Below are 16,109 nucleotides of genomic sequence, written 5' to 3' on the forward strand. Positions count from 1 at the left end.
TCTTGTTAATTATTTTTTTCAAAAGCTAGTTTAATACCAAATCCAATTAGGACGACTCCTGTTAGCCCTTGAATATAACGTTGCGTCTTCGGTTTTTTCATAAAAGCACTAATTTTATCAATTAAAAATATATAAAATGCAAACCAAATGACTGTTAAAACGAGGTAAGTAAGGCCCATTACAAGAAGTTGGATAAATGTATTATGATTTGGATTTAAAAATTGTGGTAAAAAAGTTAAAAAGAAGACTGCTACTTTAGGATTTAATAAATTTGTAAGAAATCCTTGGCGAAAGCAAGAAGTATGTTCGTTTTCATTATTCAAAGATAGATCATTTGTATCTAAGTTTTCTTTGTTTCTTACTGCTAAAAGGGCTTTAATACCGATATATATTAAATAGAGAGCCCCAACGTACTTGAAAATAGAAAATAAAAGAGCTGACTTTACAATAAGTGCAGAAAGACCAATTACAGCAGCTAAAGTATGAATTAATAGTGCAATACATGTACCAAACACTGTTTTCACTCCACCGACTTTACCAGCAACCAATGTATTTTTCGTAGCCATTGCTGTATCTGGACCAGGTAAAATGATGAGGCAAATAGACATAATGATGAAAAGAAGATAATTTTCTATCATAGCCGTCCCTCCTTTTTATTTTTAGAATATTTGATTAAAATCAGTGTAGCACAAAAATGGATTTAATAAAATTAAATTTTATTAAAAATAATTAAATAGAAAAGACTATATAGTAGCTGTAATTACACTACTATATAGCCTCGATTTTATACCGCTATTTGCGGGTAGTAAGATTTTCACCGCACAAGATTTAGCTGAAGAAAAGAAGTTAGGTGGGGGATGAACAAAACCTCCCCTCATGACAATTTCATTTTATGCATTAAGTAAGTTAAAGAAACGATTCACATCTTCTTCTGAAACGTCACTTAACTGTTTATATTTATAATTCGGATTTTGATCTTTATCAACGACAACGGAGCGTACTCCCTCGAAGAAATCTTCATGTCTCATGAAATTTTTAGCAAGTATAAGGTCCGTAGCGAAACATTCTTCAACGGATTTATCTTTTCCATCAATAAACTGTTTTAATGTTACTTTTAGTGAAATAGGGGATTTTGATAACAGTGTTTCTTTCGTTTTTAGAGCAAAGGAACTTTCATCTTTCTCCAATGAATGGATGATTTCTTCAATTGTATCGAAAGCAAAATGTGAATTGATTACTTCTAATGAAGGAGCAAGCTCGCTTTCTAAGTTTGGAGCAGTTGCAAATGTACGAATAACTTCTTTTAAATTAGTATGTACATCATCTTCTTTATGCCAATTTACACTTTCAAGTTCAGTAAGAAACTCTGGTAATGAATCAGATGTCATAAAGTAATCAGCAGCATTAATAAATAATACGTCAGAAGCTTTTAAAATAGATGCTGTTAAAGCAACGAATCGTCCTGTATATCCAGGCGCTTTATTTAAGAAATATGCAGCTCCGACGTCTGGGAAGAAGCCGATATTCATCTCTGGCATTGCCCATTTCGTACGCTCAGTTACAATGCGATACTTCGCACCATTTGTAAGACCGACACCACCGCCCATTACAATTCCATCTAAACAAGCAATAATCGGTTTTGTATATTGATAAATATATGTATCAATTTCATACTCTTCTTCAAAAAAACGTTCTGCATGTTGCAATGCCACTTCATTGGAACGCGCTTCATAAAGAGTTTTAATGTCGCCGCCTGCACAAAAACCTTTTGTGCCAGCTCCTTTTAACACGATAAGTGCAATACGCTCATCGTGTTCCCACTCTTTAAGTTTTTGTCCGATAGGTTGTAACATGTCATAAGATAAAGAATTAAGTGCTTTTGGACGGTTTAAAGTAATTGTCGCAACGCCGTTTTCACTAACAGAAAATAAAACTTGTTCAGTCATAATGCATCCTCCCTTACATATCTTCTTATTCTTAATTCTTGATATGTACTGAAATGTCCTTTATAAATTTTGTCAAAAGTTGACGGTAAATATTAATTTGGTCACTGCATATTTTGACGAGTTATCTTTGCAGGATTTCAGAGACTGAGGGGGAATATTACAACATTACTGTAAGTGTAATTATTTGAAGTTATAATGATAAAAGCGCTATTATATAGGTGTGAAATGTTCATTATCAATTCTAAAAGTGTGTTTGAAGAAAAAATAAATCGTACAATTGTAATAAAAAATTTTACACTGAATTAGAAATAGAGAAAGGAGAAATCGGAATGCCAGGACCTTTACTATTGTCGGTTATTATTTTGTCTTTTTTAATGATAGGAATAACGCAGTATTTTCATCATACAGATACGACAGAAGAAGTGAAGGATAAAGTACGTCTCGTATTTCCGATTTTTATAATATCTATTTCATTCTGTATTTTATTAAATAAAGATGGCTACATTGTCGCAGTGTTCTCATTTTTCGTCGCAATCGTCTTAATTACCGTTTTATATTATGTAATGAAAGACTTTATACAAAAATAAAGATGTCACAATAGGCATTTTTATTTTGGGGAAAATATAAAATTTCACATACCGTATTTTATATAAAATACATAAAGCATATAACAATAGAAAAGTGTGTACTTTGCTGTGTATGTACTTGTCAATCTTGCATAGCCACTATACTATTAAAATGTAGAGATTATAAAAAGGGGTTGTATCTATCATGAAATTTGAGATGCACACAAAAATTATTTCAAATGAAAAAGAAGTAAGATTACATATTGAAGAAAATATATTTCAATTAATATTGGATGGTTATCACTTATTTACAGTTCAAGAAATATTGCCTTTATATAAATCAAATGAAGAAAGAATTGGAAGTGCAACGATATTGAAGCTAGAGTGGGAGAACGGAAAAACTACAATAAACTATCAACTCGTTTCACTAAAATCAGTAAATTAAAAGGAGTAGAAAAATATGAAGTTATTTCATACAGCGGATTGGCATTTAGGAAAGCTTGTTCATGGCGTGTATATGACTGAAGACCAAAAGATTGTATTAGATCAGTTTGTACAGGCTGTTGAAGAAGAAAAACCAGATGCTGTAATTATTGCAGGGGATTTATATGACCGAGCAATTCCACCTACAGAAGCAGTAGACTTATTAAATGATGTGCTGCAAAAAATAGTTATTGATTTACAAACACCAGTTATTGCAGTAGCTGGTAATCATGATAGTCCGGATCGTATCCATTTTGGAAGTAGTTTAATGAAAAAACAAGGATTACATATTGCAGGTCAATTTCAATTCCCGTACGAACCTGTTGTACTAAATGATGAATATGGAGAGGTTCACTTCCATCTAATACCGTATGCAGACCCAAGCATAGTTAGACACGTGTTGAAAAATGAAGACGTACGTTCTCATGATGATGCGATGCGCATTTTTATGAATGAGCTCTCTGAAACGATGGATAAAGAAGCTAGACATGTATTTGTTGGACATGCATTTGTAACTTCTTCAGGAGAAGCGGAGGAGAATACAAGTGATGCAGAACGACCACTTTCAATTGGTGGTGCTGAATATGTAAATAGTCATTATTTTGATAAGTTTCATTACACAGCGCTTGGACATTTACATCAAGCGCATTTCGTACGTAATGAGACCATTAGATATTCAGGTTCACCACTTGCCTATTCAATTTCTGAAGAGAAACATAAAAAAGGTTATTACATTGTAGAACTGAATGAAACTGGTGAAGTAGCAATTGAAAAAAGGTTACTTTCACCACGTCGTAAAATGCGAACAGTAGAAGCGAAAATAGATGAATTATTACAGCACCCAGTAAGTGAAGATTACGTATTTGTAAAATTATTAGACGAAAACCCTGTCTTACAGCCAATGGAGAAAATACGATCTGTATATCCAAATGCAATGCACGTTGAAAGAGCGATGCAAAGGCGAGAACTCACAGATACAAATGAAGTAACGGTTTCAAGACATAAAACGGATGATTTATCTCTTTTAAAGGCTTTCTATAAAGAAATGAAAGGGTTAGATTTATCAGAAGAGAAAGAACGCCTATTTATAGATGTATTACAAACAGTGCAAGAACGGGAAGGTGAACGAGGATGAGACCGATTCAGCTTATTATGACAGCATTCGGGCCATATAAACAGAAAGAAGTAATCGATTTTGAAGATCTTGGAGAACATCGTATTTTCGCTATTTCTGGGAATACGGGAGCTGGAAAAACAACGATTTTTGATGCGATTTGTTATGTGTTATATGGTGAGGCTAGTGGAGAAGAACGTAGTGATACGAGCATGCTTCGAAGTCAATTTGCTGATGATAATGTTTATACAAGTGTTGAATTAACCTTTCAGTTAAAAGGGAAACGCTATGAAATAAAACGACAACTTGGACATAAAAAACAAGGGAATAAGACCATTACAGGACATGCAGTAGAATTATATGAAGTTATTGATGGAGAAAACGTTCCAGCCGTCGATCGTTTTCATGTAACAGACGTAAACAAAAAAGTGGAAGATTTAATTGGGTTAAGTAAACATCAATTTAGCCAAATTGTTATGTTACCCCAAGGGGAATTCCGAAAACTATTAACATCTGAGACGGAAAACAAAGAAGAGATTTTACGTCGTATTTTTAAAACGGATCGTTATAAATTAATGCGTGAGTTACTTGATCAAAAGAGAAAACAATGGAAAGATGTCTTGCAAGAAAAACAAAAAGAGAGAGAGCTCTATTTCCGTAATGTTTTTAAATTACCAATCCGTGATGGAGCATTATTAGAGACATTAGTGGCACAAGAACATGTAAATACGCATCAAGTAGTAGAAGCGTTAGAACAAGAAACAACCGTGTATAAAGCAGAGGTTGAGCAATTACAAGTAGAACAAGATGTTCAAACGAAGCAATTAAAGGATGCAGAAACACGTTTTCATGCAGCAAAATCTATAAATGAGAAATTTATAGATTTACAACAAAAGAATGAGAAATATAACACTTTACAAGAGAACCGTGCAGCAATTGAAAGGAAAGAAAAATCCTTTAAACGTGCGGAACAAGCAAAGCGCTTATTACCATTTGAACAATGGTATGAAGAAGCGATGGAAAATGAGCAGAAAGTTGAAAGTTTGTTAAAACAGATAATTGTCAAACAAGAACAGATAATGAACAGCTTTGAACTTGCTAAGGAGAAGTATGAAGTAGTAAAGAATAAAGAAGCTGAACGAGAAGAGGCTAAAAAACTTGTTCAAAGATTAGAAGAGTTACAAGCAATCATTGAATCATTAGCTGAGAGAAAGCTGAATTTACAAAATGCCGAAATTCAAATAGGGAAATTAAAAGAAAGTATGCAAAAGTTAGATCAACAACTAGAAGAGCATACAAACCAAAAACAGAGAATGTCTGATGAATTGCAGCAATTAGAACAAGCACTTGAGCAATATGTAGCTAAAGTAGAAGAACTAACGAATATGCGAGAAGATGCAAAAGTTTTAAAGCAAGCATATGATGTTTGGCAAGAAAAACAAAAATTCGAGCAAGAAAAAGAAGCGGCAACTAATAAAGTGCAAGTGGCAGTTCGTGCATATGAAAACATGGAGCGCCGCTGGTTAAGTGAACAAGCTGGTATATTAGCTCTTCATTTACATGACGGTGAATCTTGTCCGGTATGTGGTAGTACGAATCATCCGCAAAAAGCTACAGAGCAAAGTAATGCGATCGATGAAAAAGAGTTAAACAATTTAAGAGATAAGAAGAACATTGCTGAAAAATTACATGTGCAAGTAGAGGAGAAATGGAATTTCTATCGACTACAATATGAACAAGTGATAGAAGAAGTTGTGAAGCGCGGCTACAATTCGGAAAAATTAGCTGAAACATATAGTGCACTTGTTCAAAAAGGAAAACAATTAGCTGCAGACGTGAATACGTTAAAAGCAAGTGAAGAAACACGTAAGCAGATTGCTGCGAACATGAAAAGCGTAGAAGAAAAAATAGAAGAACTTCAGAAACAAAAACGAGAAGTGGAAACAATGCAGCACCGTACAGAAATGGAGTGTATGCAACTTCGTACGTCATATGAACATGATAAACGAAATATTCCAGAAAACTTACAAACAGTACAAGCTTGGAAAGCACAGTTTGACCAAGCTATGCAGGAACTTAGGTTAATGGAGGACGAATGGAAGAAAGTCCAGGAAGCGTATCAGCATTGGCAAAATGAAAATATACGTATTCAAGCAGAACAAAAAGGTGCTTCTAATCAATTTGAAAGTGCAAAATTAAAGAAAGAAGAGACTTTCGCACGCTTTATGAAAGAGCTAGAACAAAGTGGGTTTACAGATGAATTCACGTATAAAGAAGCCAAATTAAGCGATGCCGAGATGGAGATGTTACAAAAAGAAATTCAAGGTTATTATTCATCGCTTGAAGTGCTTGCAAAACAAATCGAAGAGTTAAACTCAGAATTAAAAGATAAAGAGTATATGGATATTACATCTTTAGGTGAACACATAAAAGAACTAGAAATTAATCTCGATATCATTAAAGAAAAACGTCAACGTGCGCAAAATGCGGTAACATATATTTCGGATTTACATGAAAACATTAGACGTATTGACGAACAAATTCACGAGGAAGAAAAAGCCTTCCAAGAACTTGTTGATTTATATGAAGTAATGAAAGGTGATAACGAAAGTCGTATATCATTTGAACGTTACATTTTAATTGAGTATTTAGAACAAATCGTTCAAATCGCAAACGAACGACTACGTAAATTATCAAATGGACAATTTTATTTAAAACGAAGTGAGCGAGTTGAAAAAAGAAACCGTCAAAGTGGATTAGGTTTAGATGTGTACGATGCATACACTGGCCAAACGCGCGATGTAAAAACATTATCCGGCGGAGAGAAATTTAACGCATCACTTTGCTTAGCTCTAGGAATGGCAGATGTCATTCAAGCATATGAAGGTGGTATTTCCATCGAAACGATGTTCATCGATGAAGGGTTCGGTTCATTAGATGAAGAATCATTAACGAAAGCGGTAGACGCCTTAATTGACTTACAAAAATCAGGACGATTTATCGGTGTCATTTCACACGTTCAAGAGCTGAAAAACGCAATGCCAGCTGTATTAGAAGTAACGAAGCAGAAGGATGGGTGTAGTCAGACGCGGTTTGTGGTGAAGTAAGCTTAAAAAATGGAGTAGGGAATCTACCGATACTTTTAGTGTCATATGTATGAATAATAAAACGTCGTCTCTTCATATTGGAGGCGACGTTTTATTTTATAAAATATCTATGAATTATCTGTAGAAGGCGGCGTATTCTCCAAACGATTATAAGCTTTAAAAGCTGAAATTGCTGAGATAACCCCGCCTACTAAAAATAAAGTCGATCCTCCAACTAAGATGATACGACTGACATATGTTTCCCGTGCTTCTTCGACTTCTTCTTGTAACGCTGTAGGCATATGAATCCTCCCTTTATAAAAGTTGTTTTATAAATAGTATATACAAACGCCTAAAATGTGTTAAAATAACTGATGATTTTATGCAGTGGGTAATTAGATGAGTAGGATGCGAGTGGCTAAGTAAATCTTCATCACAAATTTATGTGAACTTCACATAGAGCACATATTAACATTGTATTATGTATATGTACCAAATAAATAAATAAAGTAAATGTAAGTTCTGTTTTCAAAAATTTAAAATCCTTTTATTTCTATATGAAAGTTTTAATCAAGGGTTTTAAAAAATTTGGAAATAGATCTTATGAATATGGAATTCATATAAAAGGGGAATGTCTTATGACAACATATACGAGTGAAATGAGAAAAACTTTAGTTTCAGAAGAAGATGTAGATATTTTAAAAATTATGGCGCATCCAATCCGACTGCAAATTGTAAATGAATTAAGTACGAGAAAAACTTGTAATGTAACACAATTAACAGAGTTACTGAATATTCCGCAATCTACTGTTTCACAACATCTATCAAAAATGAAGGGTAAAGTGTTACGAGCAGAGAGAAGAGGTTTAGAAATTTATTATCATATTAACAATTTAAAAGCGAGTAAGATTGTTAATGTTTTAGGGTATATAAACTAGTGAAATATTTTTATATAAAATAGCCCCTGCTGTTGAGCAGGGGCTATTTTGTGTTGTTTTATGTATTTGTATTTAAAACTTTATAGTTTTTATGATTTACAATTGTTCGATCAAATTCAAAAGTACCACCGCTTACATTTGTAATTTCAACTAAGACCGATTCAGTATAAAGTTTTAATACAGATCCTGTAATCTTTAAATTATTTCGTTGAAAAAGTATAGTATCCCCTACGTTTGCTTTCATAGTACCTCCTCATTAAAGACAGAAATATTTTTTTATTATATATATTAAACCACGGATAGATATATTAGTGAATATTTAGTTTTATTTATTGGAAAAAAATTTGTTCTCTAATTGAAGAGTATAAAGTACTCCTGTGTTAAAAGTTATATTTTATTTAAGTTTATCCCGCTATTTGCTGGGCAGTAAGACCCCCGCCTCAAAATTCAGTGGAAGCAAAGAAGTTAGGCGAGGGCTGATTAAAGTTTCACTGTATTATAAGCAAAGTAAATTGTTTTCAGCATTAGCGAAACTAAATACTGCAGAGAAACAAATTATTCAAAAGACAGACACTATGTAGCACAAAACGTAAAGTAGATAAGTAAAGTTTTTTTCAGGAGTATAAGAAAAATATACGTTTATTAATAAGATCTCTAATTGGTAAAATTCCAATTAAAAACATAGAAAAACTTTAATATAAAAAGGTAATCAATTACAAATGTAGAAGTAATATATACGAAAGGAAAGATTTATATGTCTAAAGGGAAAAAACAAGTTAGTCAACTTAGTTTTCTGGTGAATTTTATGAACGACAAGGGGAGTCTTGTGAAAATTTAATAGTATTATAGTATCCCCTTGTGAAAAAATGGTTGGGGGAATATATAAATGATAACAGAAATGAATATTAAAGTAGTTTGTGAAGAATCGTTTTCAAAAAGAGAAATAAAAATTTTAGAGACGTTTCTTTCAACTTTATCGGGACATTCTAATGCTCTCGTTACAAAAGAGGGGATGTTTTTAAACCCATTAAGTAAAGAGAAGAGTGTGATTTATTATCACAACTTTGTATTTGTAAAATCACTTACAGAACAAATGTGTGCAGAATTAAAAGAAGTTTTAACAAGACGTATTAAAAATGCTTTCATTATGATGGAATTTGTAGAGCCAATTGTTACATTTGAAGAAACAATTATAAACGTATAAAGAAAGTCAGGCTTATGAATTGACCCAATAAAACCGTCTCTTTAATAAATAGTAAAGAGACGGTTTTATTGTTTCACTTTTTAAAAAAGAGTTCAAAAATAAATGTAAATCGAGCTTATACAAAAACTACTTATTAAATAACTGTTACGTATTTAATAAGTAGTTTTTGTATTTCATCCTTCGTTTTTTGTAACTGATTCTACGTTTTTGACGCTCTGTCTTGTAAGTGCTTACATAAACGAAAACATCTTATACAATGAAGGTGTCAAATCAAAAGAGGTGACCAAAATGAACATAAAAAAAGTAAATTTAGCGAATAGCATTGAAATAGAAAGAGGAGGCGGAAAGGTATGAAAAAATCAACTGTTAATCCATGGTTTGTTGTCCTTGGCACAGTTATAGTACAAATGGGGCTTGGGACGATATATACATGGAGTTTATTCAATCAGCCTTTAGTTAGTAAATACGGTTGGAGTCTTAACGCTGTTGCGATAACTTTCTCAATTACTAGTCTTTCTTTAGCATTTTCAACTTTATTTGCGAGTAAATTGCAAGAAAAATGGGGACTTCGTAAACTTATTATGATAGCTGGATTAGCATTAGGACTAGGATTAATACTTAGCTCACAAGCATCCTCATTAATATTACTTTATGTACTAGCGGGAGTTGTTGTAGGTTATGCAGATGGTACAGCATATATCACTTCACTATCAAATTTAATAAAGTGGTTTCCAGAGCGTAAAGGTTTAATTGCTGGTATTTCTGTCTCTGCATATGGTTCAGGTAGCTTAATCTTTAAATACGTTAACGCACAGTTGATTGAATCAGTTGGTGTATCGCAAGCATTTATATACTGGGGTTTAATTGTTACAGCTATGATTGTAATTGGTGCTTGTTTAATCCATCAAGCTGCAGATCAAGGAGCAGTTCATGAAACAAAAACTAAGGAATACACAACGAAAGAAATGTTAGGCACAAAACAAGTATACTTATTATTTATCATGTTATTTACATCATGTATGAGTGGCTTATACTTAATTGGTATGGTAAAAGACATTGGTGTTCAACTTGTAGGACTTAGCGCAGCAACAGCAGCTAATGCGGTGGCTATGGTTGCAATCTTCAATACATTAGGTCGTATCATTTTAGGACCATTATCGGATAAAATTGGGCGTTTAAAAATCGTTACTGGTACTTTTGTTGTTATGGCGAGTTCAGTCTTAGTTCTAAGTTTTGTAGATTTAAATTATGGTATTTACTTCGTATGTGTAGCAAGTGTAGCGTTTTGCTTTGGTGGAAATATCACTATTTTCCCAGCTATTGTTGGTGATTTCTTCGGTATGAAAAACCATAGTAAGAACTACGGAATTGTGTATCAAGGATTTGGATTTGGGGCGCTTGCAGGTTCCTTTATCGGTGCACTTCTAGGTGGATTCAAACCAACGTTCATGGTGATCGGTGTATTATGTGTCGTGTCATTCATTATCGCAATTTTAATTCAAGCACCTAAACAGAAAAAAGAAAAAGAAGAAGAGTATCGCAGCGTAGCATAAGTATATAAATCTTCTATAACAATATGATTACGAAAAAGCATCCTATTCTATTAATTAGGATGCTTTTTTATGAGTTATTTTAACAAGGTTAAATTACTTTTGTGATTTTCATAGATGTAAAAGTGAGTGAAATGCCGATTTGGATTATATTGAAATATAATAAATCGATACATCGTATTCGAAATATATATTAAATCTTAAATGACAAAAAAGACATTCATTAGTATTTGTAAGATATATTTTCAGAAAAATATTGAGAAAATATATACTTGAGTTTTTCATAAAGCATTGTAAATGAACGTATCTCTAGTTTAGCTTCTTCAATTTTAAAAAGAGGACTTTGAATTTTATTTATAATATAAGTACTTTTAATGCGTTTACATATGATTTTATTAAGAAGCATTAAAATACTTTATCTGAAAAATAAAAAAAGATTGACAAGTTTATTGAGAAACATTATCATTTCGGTGTAAGATAGTAAATGAAAAACATTATCAATAAAATGGATTTTAAAGTAATGCGCACTTGACCAATTAGTTTAGTAAGTGTATTATTTTTTACAACACAACTGATAATGAAAATCAATATCAGTTGTGTCACTTAATGAAATTAATGTTTATGTGAAAGGATAGAGAAAATGAACTTAGGGGAATTTGATGGGAAAACAGTTTTAGTAACAGGTGCAGCACAAGGCATAGGCAGTGTTGTTGCCAAAATGTTTTTAGAAAGAGGAGCCACAGTTATTGCGGTTGATCAAAATGAAGAGGGGTTAAATGTACTCTTAAATCAAAATGAATTAAATAAAACACGTATGAAAACGTTTCGTTTAGATGTGAGTAATAGCGCTGCTGTTGAAGACATGGTAAATCATATTGCAAATGAAATAGCGCCAATAGATATTTTAATAAATGTTGCAGGGGTTTTACGTATGGGACCAATTCATTCGTTAAGTGATGAAGATTGGAATAAAACATTCTCTGTAAATACTACAGGGGTTTTCAATATGTCCCGAGCGGTAAGTAAAAATATGATGTTAAGAAAATCAGGGGCAATTGTTACAGTCGGTTCAAATGCGGCAAATACGCCGAGAATGGAGATGGCTGCGTATGCTGCGTCAAAGGCTGCAACGACGATGTTTATGAAATGTTTAGGACTAGAGCTTGCGGCATACAATATACGCTGCAACTTAGTTTCTCCAGGTTCTACTGAAACTGAGATGCAAAGATTACTATGGGCTGATGAGAATGGAGCTAAAAATATAATTGCTGGTTCTCAAAATACATATAGACTCGGAATTCCATTACAAAAAATTGCACAACCTTCAGAAGTTGCTGAAGCCGTGTTATTTTTAGCCTCAGATAGAGCAAGTCATATTACAATGCACAATTTATGTGTCGATGGCGGTGCTACGTTAGGAGTTTAATAAAAATTCAGGAGGTTATTATATTATGAATGAACATATAGCTGTAAAGGAATTGTCAGAAAAACTTTTAGAAGATTATAAGACTGAATCTTCATTCTTTTTTGCTTCACCAACTCGAACGATATTAGCAGAAGGAGAGTTTACTACAGTAAAGCATCGTGAAATTGAAAATTTCCCAGAGCTTGTGCAAGCGACATTAAGTAATGCGAAACAAGCTGGAAATCCAAATCCTATCGTTGTGGGTGCTTTGCCATTTGATCGTAGAAAAGAAGTCCAACTTATCGTACCAGAATATAGTAGGATTTCTGAGCGTTTACAATTGGATACAACAAATCAGCTTGAAACAAATGAGAACGTAACATTTGAAATGACGCCAATGCCAGACCCTGAAGTTTATATGAATGGTGTGAAGCAAGGAATTAAAAAAATACAGGACGGTGATTTAAAGAAAATCGTTCTATCCAGATCGTTAGATGTTAAATCTTCCGAAAAGATTGATAAGCAAAAACTTCTGCGAGAATTAGCAGAACATAATAAGCATGGTTATACATTTGCTGTGAATTTACCGAAAGATGAAAAAGAGAACAGTAAGACGCTAATTGGAGCAAGCCCTGAATTACTTGTTTCACGTAATGGTATGCAAGTTATTTCTAATCCGTTAGCTGGTTCAAGGCCACGTAGTGAGGACCCAGTAGAAGATAAAAGAAGAGCAGAGGAATTACTTTCTTCTCCAAAAGATTTACATGAACATGCGGTAGTAGTGGAAGCGGTTGCCGCTGGACTTCGTCCGTATTGTCATACATTACATGTTCCAGAAAAGCCATCAGTTATTCATAGTGAAGCGATGTGGCATTTGTCTACAGAAGTGAAAGGTGAACTGAAGGATCCAAATACTTCTTCTTTACAATTAGCAATTGCCCTTCATCCAACTCCAGCAGTTTGCGGAACTCCGATGGAAAAAGCAAGAGAGGCTATACAGCATATTGAGCCATTTGACCGCGAGTTCTTTACAGGAATGCTAGGATGGAGCGATTTAAATGGAGATGGAGAATGGATTGTTACAATTCGTTGTGCTGAAGTACAAGAAAATACACTGCGTTTATATGCAGGAGCTGGAGTTGTTGCTGAGTCAAAACCAGAAGATGAGTTAGCAGAAACATCAGCCAAGTTCCAAACAATGCTAAAAGCTTTAGGGCTAAGAGATAGTTCACTTAATGAAAAATAGGGGGAAGAAAGAATGCTAGTAGGTTATACAGAATGGCCAAAAGAATTTGCCGATCGTTACCGAGAAGAAGGATGTTGGCTTGGTGAAACATTTGGAGGAGTGTTAAGAGAGCGGGCTGAGAAATATGGAGATCAAATCGCGGTTGTAAGTGGTAAGAAGCATATAACATATAGTGAACTTAATAAAAAGGTAGATCGTTTAGCAGCAGGTTTACTGAATTTAGGAATAAAGAAAGAGGACAGAGTTGTAATCCAGTTACCTAACATTATCGAGTTTTTCGAAATATGTTTTGCACTATTTCGAATTGGAGCGCTTCCTGTCTTTGCACTGCCGTCACATCGAAGCAGTGAAATTAGTTATTTTTGTGATTTTGGCGAGGCGAGCGCTTACGTTATTTCAGATAAGGCTCTCGGTTTTGATTATCGAAAACTAGCAAGAGAAGTGAAAGAGAAAGTGCCAAATTTACAACATGTAATTGTAGTGGGAGAAGAAGAAGAGTTTGTGAACATAAATGATCTGTATATGGATCCCGTCTCATTACCAGAAGTTCAGCCAAGTGATGTTGCGTTTCTCCAATTATCAGGAGGCACAACAGGTCTTTCTAAATTAATTCCTAGAACACATGATGACTATATTTATAGTTTACGTGTTAGCGCTAAAATTTGTAATTTGAATGCAGAAAGCGTCTATATGGCAGTTCTTCCAGTAGCACACAATTACCCAATGAGTTCTCCAGGGACATTTGGAACTTTCTATGCGGGTGGAAAAGTGGTATTGGCAACTGGTGGTAGTCCAGATGAGGCCTTTGCTCTTATTGAAAAAGAAAAAGTTACAATTACAGCGCTCGTTCCGCCATTAGCAATGATTTGGCTTGATGCTGCATCTTCTCGTAATGCCGATTTATCGAGCTTAGAGGTTATTCAAGTAGGTGGTGCTAAGTTTAGCGCTGAGGTTGCAAGACGTATACGCCCTACATTTGGATGTACGTTACAGCAAGTATTCGGTATGGCGGAAGGATTAGTGAACTATACAAGATTAGACGATCCGGAAGAAATTATTATTCATACACAAGGTAGACCAATGTCTGCACTCGATGAAGTACGAGTTGTTGATGAAAATGACAACGATGTACAACCGGGCGAGGTAGGTAGTTTATTAACACGAGGTCCATATACAATTCGTGGTTACTATAAAGCTGAAGAGCATAATGCACGATCATTTACAAAGGATGGGTTTTATCGCACAGGTGATCTTGTAAAAGTAAATGAACAAGGATACATCATTGTAGAAGGAAGAGATAAAGATCAAATTAACCGTGGTGGTGAGAAAGTTGCTGCGGAAGAAGTTGAAAATCATCTATTAGCACACGATGCGATCCATGACGTAGCAATCGTATCTATGCCTGACGATTATTTAGGTGAACGCACCTGTGCTTTTGTTATAGTTCGCGGACAAGTTCCGGCAGTAAGTGAATTAAAAATGTTTTTAAGAGAACGTGGTATAGCGGCTTATAAAATTCCAGATCGAATTGAATTTATTGAATCATTCCCGCAAACAGGAGTCGGAAAAGTCAGCAAAAAAGAACTACGTAAAGTCATTGCTCAAAAACTTATTACAGTAAAACAATAATAAAAATCGGAAGGAAGTGATTAGATGGCTATCCCATCTATTTCAGTATATAAAATGCCAATTGAATCAGAACTACCAAAAAATAAAGTGAATTGGACACCAGATCCGAAACGTGCAGTACTTTTAATTCATGACATGCAAGAATACTTTCTTGATGCATATAGCGATAAAGAATCACCAAAAGTAGAACTTATTTCAAATATTAAAATGATAAGAGAAAAATGTAAGGAACTTGGTATACCAGTTGTTTATACAGCACAACCTGGTGGGCAAACGTTAGAACAACGAGGTTTATTACAAGACTTTTGGGGTGACGGTATACCTGCTGGACCAGATAAAAAGAAAATTGTTGATGAACTTACTCCTGATGAGGATGATATATTCCTCACAAAATGGAGATATAGTGCATTTAAAAAGACAAATCTATTAGAAATTTTAAATGAACAAGGAAAAGATCAACTCATTATTTGCGGTATTTATGCGCATATTGGCTGTCTTTTAACAGCTTGTGAAGCATTTATGGATGGTATAGAGCCGTTCTTTGTAGCAGATGCAGTTGCTGATTTTTCACTAGAGCATCATAAACAAGCATTGGAGTATGCATCTAATAGATGTGCAGTAACGACATCAACAAACCTACTGTTAAACGATTTACAAAGTGTAAAAGATGATGAGAGTGAAGGAATCACTATACAGGAAGTGCATGAACTAGTTGCACAACTACTTCGTGAGCCAGTAGAGAGTATTGATATTGATGAGGACTTATTAAATAGAGGGCTTGATTCGGTCAGAATTATGAGTTTAGTAGAGAAGTGGCGTCGTGAAGGGAAAGAAATCACTTTTGCAGATTTAGCAGAACATCCAACTGTTGCAGGTTGGTACAGTTTACTATCTTCACAAACAGCACAGGTGCTGTAACAAATAGACTACATAATAAAGGGG

Annotated in this window: 15 protein-coding genes; 11 read left to right on the forward strand and 4 right to left on the reverse strand. The window is 34.1% G+C overall.

The features are described from left to right. Positions 1–5: 5 nt before the first annotated feature. Positions 6–638: a LysE family translocator gene (locus ACTFP3_RS07915; protein ID WP_000572360.1), complete on the reverse strand. Its 633-nt coding sequence runs from the start codon at positions 636–638 to the stop codon at positions 6–8. Between the two features lie 252 nt (positions 639–890). After that, a complete protein-coding gene (locus tag ACTFP3_RS07920) occupies positions 891–1,946 on the reverse strand; it encodes an enoyl-CoA hydratase/isomerase family protein (protein ID WP_000139776.1) in 1,056 nt (351 codons plus the stop codon). A 329-nt stretch (positions 1,947–2,275) separates the two neighbouring features. On the opposite strand from ACTFP3_RS07920, the gene ACTFP3_RS07925 reads away from it, so the two are divergent. From ACTFP3_RS07925 to ACTFP3_RS07940, 4 genes are all read left to right on the forward strand, one after another. After that, positions 2,276–2,533 (forward strand): hypothetical protein, encoded by a 258-nt coding sequence (locus ACTFP3_RS07925; protein ID WP_001119404.1) that lies wholly within the window; start codon positions 2,276–2,278, stop codon positions 2,531–2,533. Positions 2,534–2,717: 184 nt separating this feature from the next. Beyond that, a complete protein-coding gene (locus ACTFP3_RS07930; RefSeq protein ID WP_000667346.1) occupies positions 2,718–2,957 on the forward strand; it encodes a DUF2584 family protein in 240 nt (79 codons plus the stop codon). Between the two features lie 15 nt (positions 2,958–2,972). After that, a complete protein-coding gene (locus ACTFP3_RS07935; protein WP_000765150.1) occupies positions 2,973–4,130 on the forward strand; it encodes an exonuclease SbcCD subunit D in 1,158 nt (385 codons plus the stop codon). Beyond that, positions 4,127–7,216: an AAA family ATPase gene (locus ACTFP3_RS07940; RefSeq protein WP_088362676.1), complete on the forward strand. Its 3,090-nt coding sequence runs from the start codon at positions 4,127–4,129 to the stop codon at positions 7,214–7,216. The genes ACTFP3_RS07935 and ACTFP3_RS07940 overlap by 4 nt, the downstream gene beginning before the upstream one ends. 107 nt (positions 7,217–7,323) lie before the next feature. On the opposite strand, the gene ACTFP3_RS07945 is transcribed toward ACTFP3_RS07940, so the two are convergent. Further along, positions 7,324–7,497, reverse strand: coding sequence for a hypothetical protein (locus ACTFP3_RS07945; RefSeq protein ID WP_001141668.1), 174 nt, complete (start codon positions 7,495–7,497; stop codon positions 7,324–7,326). Between the two features lie 336 nt (positions 7,498–7,833). On the opposite strand from ACTFP3_RS07945, the gene ACTFP3_RS07950 reads away from it, so the two are divergent. Next, positions 7,834–8,133, forward strand: coding sequence for an ArsR/SmtB family transcription factor (locus ACTFP3_RS07950; protein WP_000214801.1), 300 nt, complete (start codon positions 7,834–7,836; stop codon positions 8,131–8,133). Positions 8,134–8,191: 58 nt separating this feature from the next. On the opposite strand, the gene ACTFP3_RS07955 is transcribed toward ACTFP3_RS07950, so the two are convergent. Next, complete coding sequence (locus ACTFP3_RS07955; protein ID WP_000646793.1) at positions 8,192–8,377, reverse strand: YkvS family protein; 186 nt, start codon at positions 8,375–8,377, stop codon at positions 8,192–8,194. A gap of 642 nt (positions 8,378–9,019) precedes the next feature. Here ACTFP3_RS07955 and ACTFP3_RS07960 point away from each other — a divergent pair. From ACTFP3_RS07960 to ACTFP3_RS07985, 6 genes are all read left to right on the forward strand, one after another. After that, the gene (locus ACTFP3_RS07960; RefSeq protein ID WP_000627304.1) at positions 9,020–9,337 is read left to right on the forward strand and encodes a hypothetical protein; all 318 of its coding nucleotides are present in this window, start codon (positions 9,020–9,022) and stop codon (positions 9,335–9,337) included. A gap of 350 nt (positions 9,338–9,687) precedes the next feature. After that, positions 9,688–10,890 (forward strand): L-lactate MFS transporter, encoded by a 1,203-nt coding sequence (locus tag ACTFP3_RS07965; protein WP_000750110.1) that lies wholly within the window; start codon positions 9,688–9,690, stop codon positions 10,888–10,890. Between the two features lie 637 nt (positions 10,891–11,527). Beyond that, positions 11,528–12,313 carry a 2,3-dihydro-2,3-dihydroxybenzoate dehydrogenase gene (gene dhbA, locus ACTFP3_RS07970; protein ID WP_440009915.1) on the forward strand — a complete coding sequence of 262 codons (786 nt, stop codon included), beginning with the start codon at positions 11,528–11,530 and terminating at the stop codon, positions 12,311–12,313. A gap of 25 nt (positions 12,314–12,338) precedes the next feature. Next, positions 12,339–13,538: an isochorismate synthase DhbC gene (gene dhbC / locus ACTFP3_RS07975; protein WP_087968040.1), complete on the forward strand. Its 1,200-nt coding sequence runs from the start codon at positions 12,339–12,341 to the stop codon at positions 13,536–13,538. 12 nt (positions 13,539–13,550) lie between these two features. Further along, positions 13,551–15,167 carry a (2,3-dihydroxybenzoyl)adenylate synthase gene (locus ACTFP3_RS07980; RefSeq protein ID WP_266002495.1) on the forward strand — a complete coding sequence of 539 codons (1,617 nt, stop codon included), beginning with the start codon at positions 13,551–13,553 and terminating at the stop codon, positions 15,165–15,167. A 24-nt stretch (positions 15,168–15,191) separates the two neighbouring features. Continuing rightward, on the forward strand, positions 15,192–16,085 hold the full coding sequence (locus ACTFP3_RS07985) for an isochorismatase family protein (protein WP_266002497.1): 894 nt from the start codon (positions 15,192–15,194) through the stop codon (positions 16,083–16,085). Positions 16,086–16,109 lie beyond the last annotated feature (24 nt).

Origin of the sequence: Bacillus cereus group sp. MYBK5-2 (assembly GCF_051915685.1) — a bacterium.
Taxonomy (GTDB): Bacteria; Bacillota; Bacilli; order Bacillales; family Bacillaceae_G; genus Bacillus_A; species Bacillus_A cereus.

Excerpts from the sequence above, each read along its gene's own strand:
- ACTFP3_RS07915 (WP_000572360.1), bottom strand. The coding sequence starts at position 638 with ATGATAGAAAATTATCTTCTTTTCATCATTATGTCTATTTGCCTCATC.
- ACTFP3_RS07920 (WP_000139776.1), bottom strand. The coding sequence starts at position 1,946 with ATGACTGAACAAGTTTTATTTTCTGTTAGTGAAAACGGCGTTGCGACA.
- ACTFP3_RS07925 (WP_001119404.1), top strand. The coding sequence starts at position 2,276 with ATGCCAGGACCTTTACTATTGTCGGTTATTATTTTGTCTTTTTTAATG.
- ACTFP3_RS07930 (WP_000667346.1), top strand. The coding sequence starts at position 2,718 with ATGAAATTTGAGATGCACACAAAAATTATTTCAAATGAAAAAGAAGTA.
- ACTFP3_RS07935 (WP_000765150.1), top strand. The coding sequence starts at position 2,973 with ATGAAGTTATTTCATACAGCGGATTGGCATTTAGGAAAGCTTGTTCAT.
- ACTFP3_RS07940 (WP_088362676.1), top strand. The coding sequence starts at position 4,127 with ATGAGACCGATTCAGCTTATTATGACAGCATTCGGGCCATATAAACAG.
- ACTFP3_RS07945 (WP_001141668.1), bottom strand. The coding sequence starts at position 7,497 with ATGCCTACAGCGTTACAAGAAGAAGTCGAAGAAGCACGGGAAACATAT.
- ACTFP3_RS07950 (WP_000214801.1), top strand. The coding sequence starts at position 7,834 with ATGACAACATATACGAGTGAAATGAGAAAAACTTTAGTTTCAGAAGAA.
- ACTFP3_RS07955 (WP_000646793.1), bottom strand. The coding sequence starts at position 8,377 with ATGAAAGCAAACGTAGGGGATACTATACTTTTTCAACGAAATAATTTA.
- ACTFP3_RS07960 (WP_000627304.1), top strand. The coding sequence starts at position 9,020 with ATGATAACAGAAATGAATATTAAAGTAGTTTGTGAAGAATCGTTTTCA.
- ACTFP3_RS07965 (WP_000750110.1), top strand. The coding sequence starts at position 9,688 with ATGAAAAAATCAACTGTTAATCCATGGTTTGTTGTCCTTGGCACAGTT.
- dhbA (WP_440009915.1), top strand. The coding sequence starts at position 11,528 with ATGAACTTAGGGGAATTTGATGGGAAAACAGTTTTAGTAACAGGTGCA.
- dhbC (WP_087968040.1), top strand. The coding sequence starts at position 12,339 with ATGAATGAACATATAGCTGTAAAGGAATTGTCAGAAAAACTTTTAGAA.
- ACTFP3_RS07980 (WP_266002495.1), top strand. The coding sequence starts at position 13,551 with ATGCTAGTAGGTTATACAGAATGGCCAAAAGAATTTGCCGATCGTTAC.
- ACTFP3_RS07985 (WP_266002497.1), top strand. The coding sequence starts at position 15,192 with ATGGCTATCCCATCTATTTCAGTATATAAAATGCCAATTGAATCAGAA.